Consider the following 18795-nt stretch of genomic DNA (forward strand, 5'->3'; position numbering starts at 1 on the left):
TATTATTGAATACTGGTGAAGGGTGCTGTGTCCAGCCGAGCGTCCAATCATAACACCGAGACGGGCGCGACAACGCTCTGGCGGGGTGACGTATCCTCGACTATTCTGGACAACATGACGCAGTCACTCACCGGTGGCCGAAAACATTGATTCGGCCACCGGCGCGGGACTGAAGCTTGGCGGATGAAATTTCGTCTCTTCAATCTACCCATGGTTTTCCCTTGCCCTCTTCCGATTCTGACCCGGCATCTTCGGATGCTAAGACCGCCCCTACCGTTTCGCACCCACCGACGTCTGACTCAGACCTCGCGGGACCGGGACAATTTGTGGCCGACCAACGCACCAAACACCCGGGTTCGATCCACCTCGTCGACGCTTCGGCTGCCGACCAGCCTTATGCGGACTCGGACGCGAAACTGAAACGTTGCCAGGAAATTCTGGACTACGAATTCAATGACCAATCGCTTCTTAAAGCCGCATTAACTCACGCTTCGGGCGCGGCCAATCGGCTATCGAGTAACGAGCGTTTGGAATTCCTCGGCGACGCCGTATTGGGGATGACCGTCTGCCAGTGGTTGTTTGAAGAGTATCCCGAATACAGCGAAGGGGATTTGACGAAGATCAAATCCGCCGTTGTCAGTCGCCGGGCCTGCGGTCGAACGGCAACCCAACTCGGGTTGGACGAATGTCTTATCGTAGGACGTGGTGTCACACGTAACCGCAGCTACCCACGTTCGTTGGTCAGCGACGTGTTTGAATCTGTGATCGCAGCACTGTATCTCGATGGCGGTGCCGAAATCGTTCGCGATCGATTGAAGCAATGGCTCGCCGAAGAAGTCCGTTTGGCCGTCGACACACAAGGATCGGGTAACCATAAGTCTGTACTGCAACAGTACGCACAGCGTGAACTCTCATCGACGCCGGTCTATAAACTGATTCGCGAGAGCGGCCCCGATCATCGCAAGACCTTCTTAATCGGCGCGGTCGTCGACCAGAGAGCGTTCCCGCCGGCGTGGGGAAACAACAAAAAGGACGCCGAACAGCGTGCCGCCGCGAATGCCCTCGCCGAACTGCACCAACAACCGATTCCCCACCGTTGTGAGGAATTGAACGATACGGCGTCAGACAACAAAACGGCGTCTCCCTAGCCGCCAACGCGGCTGTCCCGTCTGGCCGCGACGCTGTGCATCTCTTTGCCCCGTGCCAGCATAATTCAGCAACTCCCGCAACGTGCCGAGAGCCGACTCTCTCACCTTTGAAACCCGACCGTGGCGTCGCCACCGCCACCCTCGCGACGATGGGTCGCCCTAGCAGCGTGGCAAATCTGGGAATCTCTTCCCTGCCAATCGTTACAGGTTGTCTATCCGGACGTTCACCTGTCTTCTGCAGCAGGTTTCTATCGCGGCAACGGACGTCGTCGTGAATGTTGATGACCTAGGCTTGATCGAGTCTCTCCTCCGGCGTGCTGCGCCGATGGCGATGGTCGCCACTTACATCAAGTTCAGATTGCAACCTATTCCGAACACCTGATTACCTACCGAGTTTGCGGATGTTCGCACGCACCACTTCCTTCCTGCATCGGTTCACGCAGCGACGCGAGAATCGTTACCGCCCTGCCCAAGCCAATCGTTCACACTGCCGTCGTGCCCGACGCGGAATTGCCGTAACCGAACTCGCCGTCGGACTGCCCGTTGTACTGTTCGTTGCGATGGGCACGATGGAGATGTGTACCGTCATCCGCCTTCGTCAAAAGCTCAAGATGATTGCGTACGAAGGCGCCCGTGTCGGGGTCTTGCCGGATGCGGGAGCGGAGAACGTGGATTGGCAATGTACCACGCTGTGTACCGATCAATCGATCGAAGAGACAACGATAGAGATGACGCCATCGGATCCCTCAAGCCTCGAATCGGGAGACTGGTTTCAAGTCAGTGTTGCGGCGCCGTTTACCGCCAATTCACTCACCGGTGCCTGGATGATCGACTCCTTCGTGCTCAACGAATCCGTCACGTTACAGAAGCCATAATCGTTGTCCCGTTCGTCATCCACGTCGAACGCATGCTGCGACTGAAAAGACGTTCGCCCCGAAAACCTCGAGCCCAGCCCCACTTGAGACACTAATGCCATCTACCAATCCCATCGCACTTTTGCCGCGACAAGCACGCGCCGGCTCGGTGACTGTTTTGCTGGTCGTGTTGCTTCCCGTGCTATTCATGCTTTCATCCTACGCGATCAACATCGCCTACGTTGAAGCCGTGCATGCGGATGTTCAGATAACGACCGACGCGGCGGTGCAGGCAGCGGGGCGTGCCTACATTCAGAGCGGCGATGAAAATGCCGCGTTGCTGGCCGCTCAAGACGCGGCGGCACGAAACCCCGTTTCAGGCAAAACGATACCGATTGTGGCGTCAGATCTCGAATTTGGATCGAGCTTACGTACATCCATGTCGACCGGCTATGACTTCACACCGGTATCCGGCGAGGAGGAAGGCAATGCCGTGCGATTGACGACCAACAATCTTCGCAACGCCACCACGCCAATATTCTCGCCGGTCTTTCCCACGATGGGCGTCGACTTGCAAATCCGGCCTCACCGCACCGCGGTAAGTACGCAGAGCACGATGGACGTTGCCTTGGTACTCGACCGAAGTGGCTCGATGGCATTCGCCAGCGACGAGGTCGCCGATCCCTACACAACTCCCGCCGCAGCGCCTGCCGATTGGTGGTTCGGCGACCCGGCACCACCGAACTCTCGTTGGCTCGATGTGATCGCGTCGGTCCAATCATTCAAAAACTATCTCGAAGCGTCACCTCAGAAAGAAAAGCTATCGGTGTCGACCTATTCCGACACCACCTCAACCGAACAAATTCTAACCTTCGATTATCAACACATTCTCGACGGCTTGGGGCAGCACACCGGCCAGTTCAATGGCGGGGGAACCGCCATCGGAAAAGGACTGCAAGAAGGCCTCGCCGCGATCACCGACGCCTCCGTCGCCCGGCCCTATGCGGTCAAGGTGATGATTCTGCTGACCGATGGGATCCACAATACGGGAACGAGCCCCGAATCGGTTTCATGGAGTCTAAAAAATGCAGGTGTCACCCTTTTCACGATCACCTTCAGCAACGAGGCCGGACAGAATCGGATGAAGAACCTCGCCGAGAATTGTGGCGGGCTGCACTTCCACGCGGTCGACGCGACTCAACTCACTACCGCGTTTGAAGACATTGCTCGGCGACTCCCATCACTCATGACACAATGACCATGATCCCACTCTCAATAAATCGTCGCCGATCTGATTGCAACGTGGGGAATTCACGCATGGGCAATCGTGTCGGTGCAGCCGCCGTTGAAATGGCAATCGTGTCGGTCGTTCTATTTGCCGTCATCATCAGCAGCATCGAGATGTCTCGAATGTCGATGCTGCGTCATTCGGCAGACTACTCCGCCTACCTCGGCGCCCGCGTCGGGATCATCACCGGCGCCAACACATCGGATATCGAAGCCCGAGTTGACGATCACCTTTCGAAGATCGGTGTTAAAAATGCGGTCGTCACGGTCACTCCCGCAACGATCACCGAGGCAACCACTCAGGTCAAAGTTGAAGTCGCGATCCCGGCGACCGGAAATAGCTGGATCACACCGAAACACTTCACCGGTTCGGTGGTGGGACGTTGCACACTGCTCACCGAACGGTCGGCAATGGTGATGAGCCAATCGATGCCAACACCCCCTCCGCCACCACCGGAACCCGAGCCAGAGCCGGAACCAACGCCTGATCCCGAACCGACTCCCGATCCGGAACCCACTCCCGATCCGGAACCGACACCTACCCCCGATCCTCCGGCACCGGATCCGGAACCCGAACCAGATCCGGAACCACCGCCACCGATGCTGTAGTGCAGCCGTTACGCCTCCGCGGACAGAATCCTGTCCGCGGAGGCCGTCCCAGACAAAACGTCGAACGCGAATGCATGATCTCGCGAGACGATTCCGTTACGCGAGGTGACGGGTTGTTGAACTCAACCGCCGAACATGGCAATGGCACTATCGACCTCTTCGATCGTCAGGCTGGATTGTCGGCGTGACTCGGGATCAACGCAGGTGTCTCGCAGAAGCGGTGTGTCGAGACTGCCCAAACCGCGGTGGCGAATTTTCTGAAAACCAGTGACGCCGTGTCTCCGCAGCGTCTCTTCAATCCCATTAGCGTGCTCGGGACTCGATGCGACAGGCCACTGTGAGGGATCACGCTCAACATCGCCGGGCAAACGGAACACAAACATCGGTGGACGGACCACATGCACGCGTCCCGATCGAATCAAGTCGGGAGAAAACTTTCGAAAGAAAGCCATCATCAGAACACCACAGTGGATGCCGTCGGCATCAGGATCCATCAACAGAATGATGCGTTCATAGACGCACTGCTGCGACGACGCCAACTTCGACCTTGCGTCGTCCGCACCCTGAGCATCGGCCGGGCGGAAACCGAGTAGCGTTTCAAAGATTCGTGTGAAGACTTCGTTTTTCGATACCGCCTCACGTCCCGCCTTGAGTGCATTGAGCGGTTTGCCTTGCAGCGCGAGGATCGATTGAAAACGATCGTCACGAACTTGGTCGACTGATTTCGCAGCACTATCGCCTTCGACGATCAGGCATTCGGTCCCCGCAACGGTGGTACGGATACCAGGTGAGGCGGCCGAACCGACCGCCCCAACAGCCCCGCACGGGTAGTGGGTCGGCTGTCTTCCATACGCGATCAAATCAGTTCCCGAAGATCCGCGAGCAAATCCCGCATTGACTGATATCGCTTTTCAGGACGCTTTTGAAGCGCTCGTGCCACGATGTCATCAATCGCTTTGGGGATATTGTACTGGGGCGACCTCTCACTCGGCGGTTCGATCTCACGATGCCGGATGTTTTCGAACGTTTCGTCGATCGTTTTGCCTCGAAACGGTTCACGAATCGCCATGACTTCGTACAAGACGACACCGACGCTGAAAATATCCGTCCGTTCGTCAATCGTCCGGTTGCCGACGATTTGTTCGGGCGACATGTACAACGGCGTGCCCGGTCGTTGCCCACCGCCGGTCAGGGTTTGCAGTTGCGGCGTGTCGATTTCCGGTCGCAGTTCGAGCGAGCTTTCACGGATCGGCTCGTTATCGTCGGCATGTCCCCATACTTTGGCGACACCCCAATCGAGCAAAATCACCTCACCAAAGTTCCCAACCCAGATGTTCTCGGGTTTCACATCGCGGTGGATCACGCCTCGAGCGTGGGCATAGGCCAATGCCTGGCATGCCGCCCCGACAATTTCGATCCGGCGTGAAATCGGGAACGCCTCGATCGCCTGTTCGTCGCCACGAGCGATCCGTTTCAAGATTTCGAAAAGGTTCTCGCCTGAAATCCTTTTCATGACGAAGTAGACACCATCGATGTCATCTTCGCCGATGTCGTATACTGGGACCGTGTTAGGATGCTGCAATTGAGCCGTCACACGGGCTTCCCGCAACAGTCGACGCCGTTCACGACGGTCGAATTTTGTTTCGGGCAGCAGCTTCTTGATTGCGACCGTACGTCCCGTCACCGGGTCGAACGCGGACTGCAAGACTCCGGTACCTCCCCGCGCCATTTCTCGCGGCCCCGTGTATCGTTTTAGCCCGCGAGGCACATCCTTCGGCAAATCGGGATCGGTTCCCGACAGAATGATGGTGGGTTCGTTCATGGTACTGGTATTGTATCGTGTCGCTCGCCCGCATGGGTGAGCACAACAATCTCGGTTTGAAAATTAGAACTCAAAAGAACTCAACGATGAACATGCCCGCCGATGACAACGACGAACAGCTCGACGATGCCAATTTAGTGACCGTCGCGGAGCGTGCCAACGAGATCTCTGCGGGCGTCTTAGTGAATATTCTGGCCGACGAGGGAATCCGGGCGATCTCTGTCGGAGGCTTTACTGCCGGTTTTCGTGCCGAAGCACCGGGTTGGGTGCAAGTGAAAGTGTTCGAGCGGGATGCCAAACGGGCTAAAAAAATTATTGAAGAAATTAAACCTGAGCATGAGTGAGTCGGTCCCCAAGCTAGCGATCACGATGGGCGATAGCGGTGGCGTCGGCCCCGAATTGGCCTTGCGTGTTTGGCAACACCCCGCAGTCCGAGAAGCAGGCATCCCGTTGTTGATGGGAGACGCTCGACTGTTCGCGCGTGTCGCCAAAACTTGTCGCATCCCACTCCCCGAGACGATCACTCTTTCGCAAATTGTTGATCTCCCATCGGATTCCGAAGGTTGCATCGTTGATGTCGGTCATTTAGAAGCCGAAACCGTGACGCCGGGGTTCTACTCGGCTGAAACCGGCCGCGCTTCTTATGAAACCATGTGCGTGGCAATCGATGCGGCCATTGCAGGCACAGTCGACGCGGTTGTCACCGGACCGATTCAAAAGGAAGCATGGATGCAAGCCGGCATTCCCTTCCCCGGTCACACGGAACTACTCGCTCATCGTGTCGGCGAGGCAAACGGAACGGGTCCCATCGACGTGCGCATGATGCTGGCCAGTGAAACGATTGCATGCGTTCTGGAAACGATTCATGTCCCCCTGGCCGATGTGCCTGGAATGCTGAATTCGGAATCTCTCGCCCACACGATCGAAATGGCGGGCAGAGCGATGCAGCGTCGCAACCGCCGCCGAGGCAGCCTGTTGCCACCACGGATCGGCGTCTGCGGGCTGAACCCACACGCCGGTGAGCACGGCATGTTCAGTCACGGTGAAGAAGAACGCATCGTCGCCCCCGCAATCGAAACGGCCCGCCGAGGCGGATGGGATGTGCTCGGCCCGCTACCCCCGGACACCGCATTCACGCCCGTCATGCGTGACCGCATCGACGTCTACGTTTGCCTGTATCACGACCAGGGGCTGATCCCCTTGAAAGCTCTTTCGTTTGATGACGCGGTCAACGTGACACTCGGTTTGCCGATCGTGCGAACAAGCGTCGATCACGGCACGGCGATGGACCTCGCATGGAAATCAATGGCCTCGGAGAAAAGCCTCATCGCCGCCATTCGATTGGCCTCTGAATTGGTCGAGTCGACGCCATGAGGAAGCATCCCGAGCGATGGATTGGCTGGGCGGTGCTCGTCGGGTTGTTCTTTGTTTACGCGGGCGACGCACCACCGGGCGTCAACGAAGCCCACTATCTCGCCAAGGCGAAGAACTTTTGGGATCCGAGTTGGTGCGCCAATGATTTATTCGTTGCCTCCGGAAAAGCACATTGGCTGTACTACTGGGTCTTCGGTTGGCCGACGCTGTTCTTTTCGCTTTCGACGACCGCCTGGATCGGACGCCTGATCGGATGGGGCTTTTTGGCAGCGGGCGTAACACGGCTGTGTCGCGAACTGCGTCTGCCCCCTTTTTATACCCTGATCATTTCGATCATTTGGATCGCAGGAATTCAAGAAGGTAACCTCGCCGGTGAGTGGGTTGTCGGAGGGATCGAAGCCAAGGTTCCCGCCTACGGACTCGTCCTGTTTGGACTCTCCGAACTTCTGCGACGCAACTGGAATGGCGTTTGGTTGTACTTTGGCAGCGCCGCGGCGTTCCACGTACTGACAGGTGGTTGGTCCGTCGTCGCCGGCGGAATCGCGTTTGTTTATCTCGAGCGAATTCGCCCTCGCAATCGGGACACTCCCCAACGTTTTTTCACGCCCGCGTTATTCGCCGGAGGTGCAATCTCCTTGGTCGGGCTTTTGCCAGCCGCAGCGATGTCCGCGGGGGCCACTTCCGCTGAAGCGACGTCGGCGGCAAGGGTATACGCGTATTTTCGAATTTCGCACCACCTGCTGCCATCCGCTTTTCATCTGGACTGGTACGTTCGTCACGCGCTACTGACGCTCCTCACGATAACGCTACTGAGAGCTGATTGGCGTCTGGCCGTCCCTCGTCGACGTCGGCGGATTGCCGCGATGGCAGCTTTCTTCGTGGGAGCCCTCACGATCAGCCTGTGCGGTTTAATCGTCGGAACGGTACCAGCCCTTGCACCGGACTGGGGCGCGAAGTTACTGAGGTTCTATTGGTTTCGGCTCGCCGACGCGATCACTCCGTTGGCCCTCGCATGCAGCGTTGCGGGTGTGCTGTCGGGACTCGCACGACATTGCGAGAGCGCGACTCCCACATCGATCGGAAAACGTCTGCGAGAGTCGATTCATTGGAACTCAACGGGAATGGCTCGTGTCGCCAGCCTCATGGTGCTCGCCGCGGCAACGTGGTGTGTGGGCCGCTCGACATGGCAACGGATCTACGACAACGTGCCGATTTCACACAGCAACCGATTGCTGGGGTTGCATAGCAACGCCGCCTACTGGGAGCAACGTCGCACCATGTCGGATTGGATCGACGTCTGCCGGTTTGTCCGAGCGAACACATCGAATGATGCGATTCTGTTAACTCCACGCCATCAGCAATCGTTCAAGTGGTATTCTCATCGCGCCGAAGTGGTCAATTGGAAAGACATCCCGCAGGACGTCGAGCATCTTCGTAAATGGGCTCGCCGTTTTATCGAAGTCTATCCCGTGGAACTTTCGACGATGCGTGTCACGATTCGATACGATCGTCTGAGAGAGTTCCGATCGAAGTACGGTGTTGATTGGATGGTGGTTGATCGCCGGGTCGTTGGGCCACATCTTCCGCTCGTGCAGGTCTACCCAATTGGGGACGAACGCAACGCCACGTACGCGATTTACCGTTTACCGTCTGTTCGTCCGTCGCCGACCGAAAACTAACCAGCACTGCATCCAGGATCCCCACCGATGATCTCTTCGCAATCTCGGACGGTTTGCCCCCAGTGCTACGCCGTTCTCGAAATCGGCCGCCCGGCGGACTCCGTCGCGATTAGATGTGGTGCCTGTGACGCTGCGTTCGAATCGACGGCGGCCGATCGCACCTCGCAACGCCTGCTCAATCAAGCGGCACCTCACCTTTCGGTGATGCGGTCTCTCGACGTAGACACATCGCTGGATTCGCTGTTTGTTAGTGCCATCGCTTGCTTGCATAAGCACTGGTTACTGTTGTTGATGACATCGATTGTTGTGAACTTAGTTTGGTTTGCAACAATCGGATTTCCAATCGATGCGTTGGTCGGAGGATGGCGTCAATTGACCAGCGGCACCGCCGACTCCGGTGCGATCACAGCCACACTCGCCGGCACGGTTTTGGTCAGCGTCTTGGCTACTCCCGTTTCCGCCTATTGCATGATCGTGCTCGTCCGTTTGACGCTCGCGATCACACGGCACGGCAAATCACCTCAAGGCCGAGGCGTGTTGGCGAACGTGATGGCGTCGCTGCGAGTGCCCTTTTGGTCGGTACTTCGGCTGTCAGGACTCTTTCTCATCGTAGGCATCTCAATGGGTGCCCTGTTCGGCATAGGAATCATTGCGATCGTGGGTCTCTCGTTCACCATGGCCCCGCAGACGGCGATTTGGGTCGGCACGCTGAGCGTTGGCTCAGTGCTCATTGCCGCAGTATTCGTGCTGCAATGGCTGCTGTGGCCGGCAGTGTTCGTTATCTCGGACGGTCGCGCAGACTTAATGACGAGCCTGTCCTGGGGTGCCCGTCTCGCGATGCGTCACCGCAAGCTCACGCTGTCCCTAGTCACGGTCTACTTTGTGCTCGCAACCGCCGGATCACTGTTGTTCTACGTCGGCCAAATCATCACCACACCGCTCGCGATGCTGCCCCTGGCGATTGGCTACCTTCGGATGACAGGTGGAGAAACAGAGCCACCGGCGCGTTCTAAGACGCCTGCGATACCAGATCCGAAATGAGCCCTTGCAGAACGTCTTCGTTGGCCGTGTAGGCGAGATCGATTTGCAGGTAACCGAGCGTGACGCCCGCGATTTGATCCACGTCGAGTTTGACCGCGTCTTTGTGAGTACACAGAATCAATTCAGGAACATTGTTCGCGTTCAGTTCGGTGACCCATCGCTGTAACTCCTGGCGTGCTTCCCGCTCGTACGGATCGTGGTCCGGTAACCTCCGATGCCCGACAACGGTCGCTCCACAATCGCGAATCGTTTGTTCGAACGCGTCGGGGTTGCCGATTGCAGACACCAGAGCGACACGTCGACCGGCGAGCGACTGGATCGACTCAGTGCGGCCTCGGTCCATCACGATACTCGCAGGTCGGTGGGTTGTTTCGATCAGCGGGCGTTGTCCGATGTAGTCTCTGATCCGATCGCGGATTGCACTCCGCGTCGACTCGTCTACTTGATCAGACCGCGTGACAATCACGGCGTCCGCACGACGCAGGCTGCTGACAGGCTCTCGCAGGTACCCACGGGGCAGAAGGTAACCGAAACCAAACGGGCAAGTCGCATCAACAACGACGAGATCGAGGTCACGGTGCAGTCGACGGTGCTGGAAACCGTCGTCCATCACCAGCACCTCCGCCTCGAGTTCGTCCACCGCGATGCGAGCCGCTTCCACACGGTCAGGATGCTGCACATGAGGAACGTCGGGCAATCGCTCTGCCAATTCCATGGCCTCGTCGTTGACGCCCGATTCTCCGGCCCCATAGCCGCGACTGATGATCGCGACGCGAATTCCGAGACCACGTAATCGAATGCAAAGATCGCAGACGATCGGTGTTTTCCCTGTTCCGCCGGTGGTCAAATTCCCAACGCTGACAACCGGCACGTCGGCATGTTCAATCGCTTTGCGTCCCGCGTCGTACTGATAGCGACGGACTCGCGCGGCGACACCATAGAGCACACTCGCCGCCCGCAATGAAAGACGCGCAGAGGCCGCAACGGGTCCGGTCTTATTTCCGCTGAGCAAGGCGCGGTGATCAAGATTCATGGGCGGCACGAAATGCAAACGGAAACGCGTTGCAGAAAACCCGCCGAGCCGAGTGAGGACGCGACGAATCGATCAAGCGGAATTCAGAAGCGGCACAAACAGGAAACATCGTTTGTCCGGAACACCCAAGGGCATCCCGGACAAACGAGTGAATCTCATACCACATCGATAACAGCGTCGGCTTTAAACGCCAGCGAGTGACGTCCCGAGGGTCAAACCGGGTGCCGGAAGGCAACTCGACCCTTCGAGGAACACGTCGATCGCACGAGCAGCACCGCGACCTTCGTTAATCGCCCAAACGACGAGGCTTTGACCACGACGACAGTCACCTGCCGCGAAGACTCCTTCGATGTTCGTCGCAAACTTGCCATGCTCGGCTTGGAAGTTGCTTCGACCGTCTGTTTCCAAACCGATTGATTCAGCGACGTATTGCTCTGGTCCCAGGAAACCCATGGCGAGCAAGATCAATTGCGCCGGCCATTCTTTCTCGCTGCCTTCGACCTCACTCATCTGCCATCCACCCTCGTCGTTCTTCGTCCATTCGACGGCGACGGTTTGGATGCCTTTGAGTTTGCCCGCATCATCGGTCAAGAACTTCTTGCTCAAGATTTGGTATTCGCGAGGGTCCTTGCCGAACTTCGCTTCCGCTTCTTCGTGACCGTAATCGACACGGAAGATCCGAGGCCATTCTGGCCATGGATTATCCGCACCGCGAGCCTCAGGAGGCTTCGGTAACAATTCAAAGTTGACCACCGAACGGCAGCCGTGCCGGAGACTCGTTCCGATGCAGTCGGTACCGGTATCACCACCGCCGATGACGATCACGTCTTTGCCTTCGGCACTGATAAAGCGACCGTTCAAGCTGTCCCCGTGCACGCTCTTTTGCGTGTTCGCGGTCAGGAATTCCATCGCGAAATGAACGCCTTTGGCGTCGCGGCCTTCGATCGGCAAATCACGCGGTTTTGTTGCGCCACATGCCAACAGGACGGCGTCATAATCCTTGCGTAGATCTTCCGGTGAGATGTCTTTACCGATGTTCACGCCGGTGCGGAATTCGATTCCTTCGGCGGTCATCTTGTCGACACGTCGCTGCACGGCCTTCTTCGACAACTTCATGTTTGGGATGCCGTACTGCAGCAACCCACCGATGCGGTCGGCACGTTCAAACACGGTGACCAAGTGACCGGCTTTGTTAAGCTGATCGGCAGCCGACAATCCCGCGGGTCCACTACCGACGATCGCGACCTTCTTGCCGGTTCGCTCTTTCGGCGGTTCGGGTTTGATCCAACCTTCTTCCCATGCACGATCAACAATCGCGTTCTCGATGTTCTTGATCGTCACCGGTGGATTGGTGATCCCCAACACGCACGCGCCTTCGCACGGTGCGGGGCAGGTCCGACCGGTGAATTCAGGGAAGTTGTTCGTCTTGTGCAACCGCTCGATGGCTTCCTTCCAGCGGTTGTTGTAGACCAAGTCATTCCACTCGGGGATCAAATTATCGATCGGGCAACCGCTCGCCGATTGGCAGAACGGAACACCGCAATCCATGCAACGGGCGCCCTGAGTCTTCAGTTGTTCCGTTTTATGCTCGGTGTAAATCTCGTCGTAATCGTTGATACGGACGACTGGCAAACGCCATGGCACTTTTTCGCGATCGAACTCTTTGAATCCGGTGGGCTTACCCATAGTAATGATCCTGGATGATGACGGGGGAGGCTGGGGGCTGAGTGGGGCGAGCGATTACCGGCCCCGCGGCGCCCATGACGAATCGTCACGGGCGGTTAATAAAAGGGAGATACAAACCTACGCGTTTACAGCAACAGCGGCGGCTTTTTGCTTCTCGGCGTTCTCAAGCAGAACGCGTTTGTAGTCGGTCGGCATGACCTTGACACACTGGCTCAGGAACTTATCCCAGTCTGCAAGTGCTTCACCGGCAACTTCACTGGAGGTGAACTCTTGGTGACGTCGAATCATCTCCTTCACCATGGCTTCCTCTTCACCGGCTTCGATCTTCTCGAGTTCAACGGTTGCGAGGTTGCAGTTCAGATTGAAGTCACCATCACGGTCCCACACGTATGCGATCCCGCCGGACATGCCTGCGGCAAAGTTCCTGCCGGTCCAACCGAGAACGACAACACGACCACCTGTCATGTACTCACAACCGTGATCTCCAACGCCTTCGACAACCGCGTTGGCACCACTGTTGCGAACACAGAATCGCTCGGCCGCACGTCCGCTGAAGAACACTTCGCCGCTAGTCGCACCGTACAGGCACACGTTGCCGACAATGATGTTGTCCACTGCCGAGAACGTTTTTTCACGCGGCGGATAAACAACGATCCGCCCGCCCGAGAGACCTTTACCGACATAGTCGTTGGCATCACCTTCGAGTTCGATCGTGACACCGTGAGCCAAGAAGGCTCCCAGACTTTGTCCTGCCGAACCGGTCAGGTCGATATGCACGGTATCATCAGGAAGTCCTTGTTGACCATGAACCTTCGCGATCTCATGGGACAAGATCGTTCCGACGGTACGGTTGATGTTGATGATCGGCGATGTGATGCGGACCGGTTCACCGGTGTCGATCGCGTTGCGGGCTTCACCGAGCAACTTCGTCATGTCGAGTGATTTCTCCAAACCGTGATCCTGAGCACGCGAGCAAATCACGCCGACATCTTCGTGTGGTTTGTTCGCCGGGTGCAGCACCTGGGTCAGGTCCAATCCGTCGCTCTTCCAGTGCTTGATCGCGTCATCGGTCATCAACACTTCGCTGCGTCCGACCATTTCATCGATCGTTCGGAAGCCCAGCTTCGCCATCAAACGACGGGCATCCTCGGCGACCATGAACAGGTAATTGACGACGTGTTCCGGTTTCCCTGTGAACATCTTCCGCAATTCTGGATCTTGAGTCGCAATTCCGACGGGGCATGTATTCAGGTGACACTTCCGCATCATGATGCAACCGAGCGTGATCAACGGAGCAGTCGAGAAACCGAACTCTTCGGCACCCAACAATGCGGCGATGACAACGTCGCGACCGGTCTTGAGACCACCATCGGTTTGCAAGACCACACGGCTACGCAGATCGTTCAACACGAGCACTTGATGCGTCTCCGCAATCCCGAGTTCCCACGGCAATCCGGCGTGCTTGATACTCGTCAGCGGCGATGCACCTGTACCACCGGTATCACCGGAGATCAGAATGTGGTCTGCGTGTGCTTTAGCAACACCCGATGCAATCACACCGACGCCCACTTCGCTGACCAGCTTCACGCTGACTCGGGCGGCGGGGTTGCTGTTCTTGAGGTCGTGAATTAACTGCGCGAGATCCTCGATCGAGTAAATGTCGTGGTGCGGCGGAGGACTGATCAAGCCCACACCCGGGGTGCTGTAACGAATCCCTGCGATGTAATCGTCCACCTTCTTACCAGGCAACTCACCGCCTTCACCAGGCTTTGCACCCTGCGAGACCTTGATCTGCAACTCGTCCGCGTTGGTGAGGTATTCGATCGTGACACCGAAACGCCCCGACGCGATCTGCTTAATTGACGATCGCTTGGAATCACCGTTCTCCAGTGGCTTGAACCGAACCGGATCTTCGCCGCCTTCACCGGTATTGCTTTTCCCGCCGAGTCGGTTCATTGCGATTGCGAGTGACTCGTGTGATTCGGCACTGATACTGCCGAGGCTCATCGCACCAGTGCAAAAACGCTTGACGATTTCTTTTGCACTTTGCACTTCGTCGAGAGGCAATGACGGACCGGCAACGCCTTCTTTGAATCCGAGCAAACCTCGGAGCGTGCAGCGGGTGCGATTGTCTTCGTTGATCGCGTGAGCAAACTTCCAATAGGCGTCTTCGTTGTTATTGCGTGCGGCAACCTGCAGGCTCGAAATCGCCTGTGGGCTCCACGCGTGTTTCTCGCCTTCGGCACGCCAATGAAATTCACCGAGGTTTGGCAACGAAGGCAGCTTGTCATCGGCTTTGGTTGGGTAACCCAGCTCATGTCGTCGCAGAGTCTCTTCGGCAAGGATGTCGAACGACACACCTTGGATACGACTCGCCGTTCCGACGAAGCATCGTTCGATGATTTCATCACGAAGCCCCAATGCTTCGAAGATCTGTGCACCCTTGTAACTTTGCAGGGTACTGATGCCCATCTTGGCCATCACCTTGAGCATGCCTTTGCCGACGCCCTTGCGGTAAGCGGCAACGATCTTGTCGTCATCGAGCGCGGCGGGCAACAACCCATCACGGTGAGCTTGCCAGAGGGCCTCGAACGCGAGGTAGGGGTTGATCGCGTCGGCACCGTAACCGATCAGCAAACAGTGATGATGAACTTCGCGAGCTTCACCGGTTTCGAGAACCAATCCGACACGGGTTCGTTTCGCCTGTGCAACCAAGTGATGGTGCACCGCACCGGTGGCGAGCAACATGCTAACTGGAACGCGACCGTGAGCGATTTCGCGGTCACTCAAAATAACCAACTCGATCCCGTCATCACACGCCGCTTCGGCTTCGGCACAGATTCGATCCAGTGTTTTCTGGACGCCGGCTTTGCCTTCACTGCGATCGAACGTGATATCGATCGTGCGACTGTTCCAACCTTTGTGGTTGATATGCTTGAGCGCGGCGATCTCTTCGTTGGTCAGAATCGGGTGATCGACAAGCAAACGATGACAATGCTGATCGGTAGCGGCGAGCAGGTTCTGCTCGGGACCGATATAGCATTCCAACGACATGATCACCTCTTCGCGGATCGAGTCGATCGCGGGGTTGGTCACCTGTGCAAAGAGTTGCTTGAAGTAGTCGTAAATCATCCGTGGCTTGTCCGACAGACATGCCAACGCCGAGTCATTGCCCATCGAACCGACCGGGTCACGCAACTGCTCGACGAGCGGACGGAGCATGAAGTTCATCGTTTCGGCGGTATATCCGAACGCTTGCATGCGTGAGAGCAGCGTTTCGCCGTCGAAGCCGTGCGGTTCTTGCTCGGGATGCAAATCGGCCAAGCGGATACGTTGTTCTTTCAACCATTTGCCATAAGGCATCCGGCTCGCAAAGGTACGCTTGAGCTCCTCATCCGGGATCAAACGTCCTTCCTCGAAATCGATCAAGAACATTTTGCCTGGCTGCAATCGACCTTTCTCACGAACGATCGAAGGATCCACCGGCAGCACGCCGACTTCGCTCGCCATGATCACACGATCATCGTGCGTGATGTAATAACGACTCGGACGCAGACCGTTGCGGTCCAACGTGGCTCCGATGTATTTTCCATCGGTGAACACGATCGACGCCGGGCCGTCCCATGGTTCCATCAGGCAACTGAAGTACTCATAGAAAGCACGCTTCTCTTCCGGCATCGTTTGATGCTTTTGCCAAGCTTCGGGGACCATCATCATGATGGCCTCTTGCAAGGTGCGGCCGTTCATCAACAGGAACTCGAGCACGTTGTCGAACGTTCCCGAATCGCTCAGGTGAGGTTCGATCACGGGGAACAGCTTCTTCAGCTCTTCGCCGTAGATTTCGCTTTCGGCCATGCCTTCACGGGCACGCATCCAGTTTCGGTTGCCACGGAGCGTGTTGATTTCACCGTTGTGACTCATGAACCGCAGCGGTTGAGCACGGTCCCAACTCGGGAACGTGTTGGTCGAAAACCGGCTGTGGACCATCGCGAGATGCGTCTCGAAATCGTCATCTCGGAGATCGGGGAAATAGGGCATGACCTGCGCGGGCGTGAGCATGCCCTTGTAGATGATGACCTTGGTCGACAACGAGCAGACATAAAACACGAGCGCTTGCTCGAGCGTTTCGCTGCCACGGAGTTGATGCGACGCTTGCTTGCGGATCAGGTATAAACGACGTTCGAATTCCTCTTCGGAGATGCCATCGGCGGCCGCAACGAAGAGCTGCTCGATCACGGGTTCGCTGCGACGAGCGGTCGGACCGACGTCTGCGGCATCGGTTTCTTGAGGAACGTCACGCCATCCGATCAAAGTCTGACCGGCATCGACGATCAGCTTCTCCATCGTGTCTTTGCAGATCTTTCGCTCGGCTTCGTCCGGTGGCAAGAAAATCAAACCGGCAGCGAACTTACCCGCTTCGGGCAAATCGACACCGAGGTCCGCCTTAGCGACCTTCCGAAGGAACTTGTGCGGCAAACCACACATGATACCTGAGCCGTCACCGGTGTTGGGTTCACAACCACACGCACCACGGTGATCCATGTTTTGCAAAATCGTGTCAGCATCGATCACGATCTGATGGCTGGGAGCACCCTTGATATGAGCGACGAAACCGACACCACAGGCGTCTTTTTCCATTTCTGGATCATAGAGGCCTTGAGCGGGCGGCAAATGAAATCGGTTGAATTTGGTCATCGTCGTTTGTATACAGTGAGGAGTGAAAACGATTAATCGATAAGGCGGCTGATCTCCGTCCTAAATCAGCACGGACACGGCCCGATCCCTGGACTCGCTTTTTTCGCGGTCGGCCTTGGCGGCCTCCGTCTTACTGAGCAGGTCATGCTCCATCTCGCGGCCCAATAACAGTGAGCCGAATTCGGTTGCGGCGCGGCTAAGCTTACCACGCTTGCGGAAAATGATACCCAACGGGCGTACCATCTGAATTTCGGGACACGCAACGACCCTGAGGCTGCCCGTGGCGGTCTCGCGCCGCACGGCCGCCTCGGGAACAATCCCGACGCCTCGGTTGGCCTGAATCGCACGCACGATGGAATCGCAATTGTCAAATTCCATCGAAGTCAAAACGGTCACGCCGGCCGACTTCAGACATTGATCGATCGCTTGACGGAGCACCAACCCCTTCACGAAACCGATCATTTCGATCCCTTCGAGACGTGATGCTGTGATCTCAGTCTCGTTCGCAAACGGGTGCTCGGCAGAACACACCAAACGCATTGGCTCCGACTGCCACGGGATCGCTCCAAGGGCTTTTGTCGCCCGAGGGAAGCTCACCAATCCAAAGTCGACTTCGTTGCTCAAAACCATCTCGACCACCCGCTGACTCGATCCGAACTCGGTTCGAATGCGAACGTCGCGGTGATTTTGCTCAAACGCCTGTTTCGCCTCGGGCATGTAACTCAGCCCGACCGAATACACGGCCCCCACCGTGACGGTGTCGATCAGCCGACGACCGTGCTGATGCACGCGGTCTTCGAGCTCTTTGTACTGGCGGACGATTTCCCGAACGCCATTGAGATAGATCTGCCCCGCCTCGGTCAACTTCAGTGGACGTTTGGAACGATCAATGAGGGTCGTTTCCAATGATTCCTCGAGGTGCCCGATCGATTGACTGACGGCACTTTGAGTAACGCCACCAGCGGCGGCAGCTTTGGAAAAGCTCCGCTGGTCGGCGACGTGACAGAAAAGTTCGAGGGTTCGTAGCTGCAAATGGCACCGTATTAAAATGACTGATACTGCGAGCCGCGATCGTTAGATCGGCTAATGCGAGAAGCTTACTAATCATGCGCGATAACGTCAAGAGTCGCGATAACTTAGCAATACAGGACGGCTCGCCCGCGTTCCGCACGCCGGTGCGACTCCGCGAACCCCGCTCTCGCGGGCCAACCCTTAGGAGCACCGCAGAAGGGCCATCCCAAACGAGCAAAAAAGACAGCCAAGCTGAAAATACAGACGAGCCGACAGCGGGAAACGGTGAGAATTGCTCGGAACGATCACGGAACCGAGGTCAAGAGTGAAACTTAATGTGAAAAAAGCATTAACGGATCGGTACATCCGAGCACAAACCGCGTTCAGACTGCGACGAATTGCCGTCAAAACCGGGTTAACCCCACTGACACAACCGGCCCCCAAGCAGGTGTGGCAAGATTTGACAGTCGGGTCAACTTTGTTACCATAAGACACCTTTGGCGGATCCGTAGACTTCACAGCCACGGACATCCGCCAAACAATCCCACCTTCCGCC

General features: G+C 56.9%; 14 protein-coding genes. 8 read left to right on the plus strand and 6 right to left on the minus strand.

Going from position 1 to position 18795, the window contains the following annotated elements:
- Positions 1-326: 326 nt before the first annotated feature.
- The 4 genes from rnc (at position 327) to FHS27_RS13800 (ending at position 3898) form a co-directional block, all read left to right on the plus strand.
- Positions 327-1148: a ribonuclease III gene (gene rnc / locus FHS27_RS13785; RefSeq protein WP_184305631.1), complete on the plus strand. Its 822-nt coding sequence runs from the start codon at positions 327-329 to the stop codon at positions 1146-1148.
- Positions 1149-1549: 401 nt separating this feature from the next.
- A complete protein-coding gene (locus FHS27_RS13790; RefSeq protein ID WP_184305502.1) occupies positions 1550-2023 on the plus strand; it encodes a TadE/TadG family type IV pilus assembly protein in 474 nt (157 codons plus the stop codon).
- A gap of 94 nt (positions 2024-2117) precedes the next feature.
- On the plus strand, positions 2118-3260 hold the full coding sequence (locus FHS27_RS13795; protein ID WP_184305503.1) for a vWA domain-containing protein: 1143 nt from the start codon (positions 2118-2120) through the stop codon (positions 3258-3260).
- Between the two features lie 59 nt (positions 3261-3319).
- Entirely contained in the window at positions 3320-3898 is a 579-nt protein-coding gene (locus FHS27_RS13800) for a TadE family protein (RefSeq protein WP_184305504.1), read from the plus strand.
- A 122-nt stretch (positions 3899-4020) separates the two neighbouring features.
- Here FHS27_RS13800 and FHS27_RS13805 read toward each other — a convergent pair whose 3' ends face one another.
- Together FHS27_RS13805 and FHS27_RS13810 are read right to left on the minus strand one after the other, a co-directional pair.
- On the minus strand, positions 4021-4758 hold the full coding sequence (locus FHS27_RS13805; protein ID WP_184305505.1) for a toprim domain-containing protein: 738 nt from the start codon (positions 4756-4758) through the stop codon (positions 4021-4023).
- Positions 4755-5720 carry a serine/threonine-protein kinase gene (locus FHS27_RS13810; RefSeq protein ID WP_184305506.1) on the minus strand — a complete coding sequence of 322 codons (966 nt, stop codon included), beginning with the start codon at positions 5718-5720 and terminating at the stop codon, positions 4755-4757. Before FHS27_RS13810 ends, FHS27_RS13805 begins: the two co-directional genes overlap by 4 nt.
- Positions 5721-5806: 86 nt before the next feature.
- Between FHS27_RS13810 and FHS27_RS13815 the strand changes: the two genes are divergently transcribed.
- The 4 genes from FHS27_RS13815 to FHS27_RS13830 are packed head-to-tail and all read left to right on the plus strand — an operon-like array spanning position 5807 to position 9814.
- A complete protein-coding gene (locus FHS27_RS13815) occupies positions 5807-6064 on the plus strand; it encodes a putative signal transducing protein (protein WP_184305507.1) in 258 nt (85 codons plus the stop codon).
- On the plus strand, positions 6057-7094 hold the full coding sequence (pdxA, locus tag FHS27_RS13820; protein WP_184305508.1) for a 4-hydroxythreonine-4-phosphate dehydrogenase PdxA: 1038 nt from the start codon (positions 6057-6059) through the stop codon (positions 7092-7094). Before FHS27_RS13815 ends, pdxA begins: the two co-directional genes overlap by 8 nt.
- Entirely contained in the window at positions 7091-8773 is a 1683-nt protein-coding gene (locus FHS27_RS13825) for a DUF6798 domain-containing protein (RefSeq protein ID WP_184305509.1), read from the plus strand. The genes pdxA and FHS27_RS13825 overlap by 4 nt, the downstream gene beginning before the upstream one ends.
- Before the next feature lie 27 nt (positions 8774-8800).
- Positions 8801-9814, plus strand: coding sequence for a hypothetical protein (locus FHS27_RS13830; protein WP_184305510.1), 1014 nt, complete (start codon positions 8801-8803; stop codon positions 9812-9814).
- Here FHS27_RS13830 and lpxK read toward each other — a convergent pair.
- From lpxK to FHS27_RS13850, 4 genes are all read right to left on the minus strand, one after another.
- The gene (gene lpxK, locus FHS27_RS13835) at positions 9783-10847 is read right to left on the minus strand and encodes a tetraacyldisaccharide 4'-kinase (RefSeq protein ID WP_184305511.1); all 1065 of its coding nucleotides are present in this window, start codon (positions 10845-10847) and stop codon (positions 9783-9785) included. The genes FHS27_RS13830 and lpxK overlap by 32 nt on opposite strands.
- A gap of 183 nt (positions 10848-11030) precedes the next feature.
- Positions 11031-12533, minus strand: coding sequence for a glutamate synthase subunit beta (locus FHS27_RS13840; protein WP_009096415.1), 1503 nt, complete (start codon positions 12531-12533; stop codon positions 11031-11033).
- A 117-nt stretch (positions 12534-12650) separates the two neighbouring features.
- Entirely contained in the window at positions 12651-17228 is a 4578-nt protein-coding gene (gene gltB / locus FHS27_RS13845) for a glutamate synthase large subunit (RefSeq protein WP_184305512.1), read from the minus strand.
- A 60-nt stretch (positions 17229-17288) separates the two neighbouring features.
- Entirely contained in the window at positions 17289-18260 is a 972-nt protein-coding gene (locus FHS27_RS13850) for a LysR family transcriptional regulator (protein ID WP_184305513.1), read from the minus strand.
- Between the last annotated feature and the right edge of the window lie 535 nt (positions 18261-18795).

Origin of the sequence: Aporhodopirellula rubra (genome assembly GCF_014192335.1) — a bacterium.
Classification (GTDB): Bacteria; Planctomycetota; Planctomycetia; order Pirellulales; family Pirellulaceae; genus Rhodopirellula; species Rhodopirellula rubra.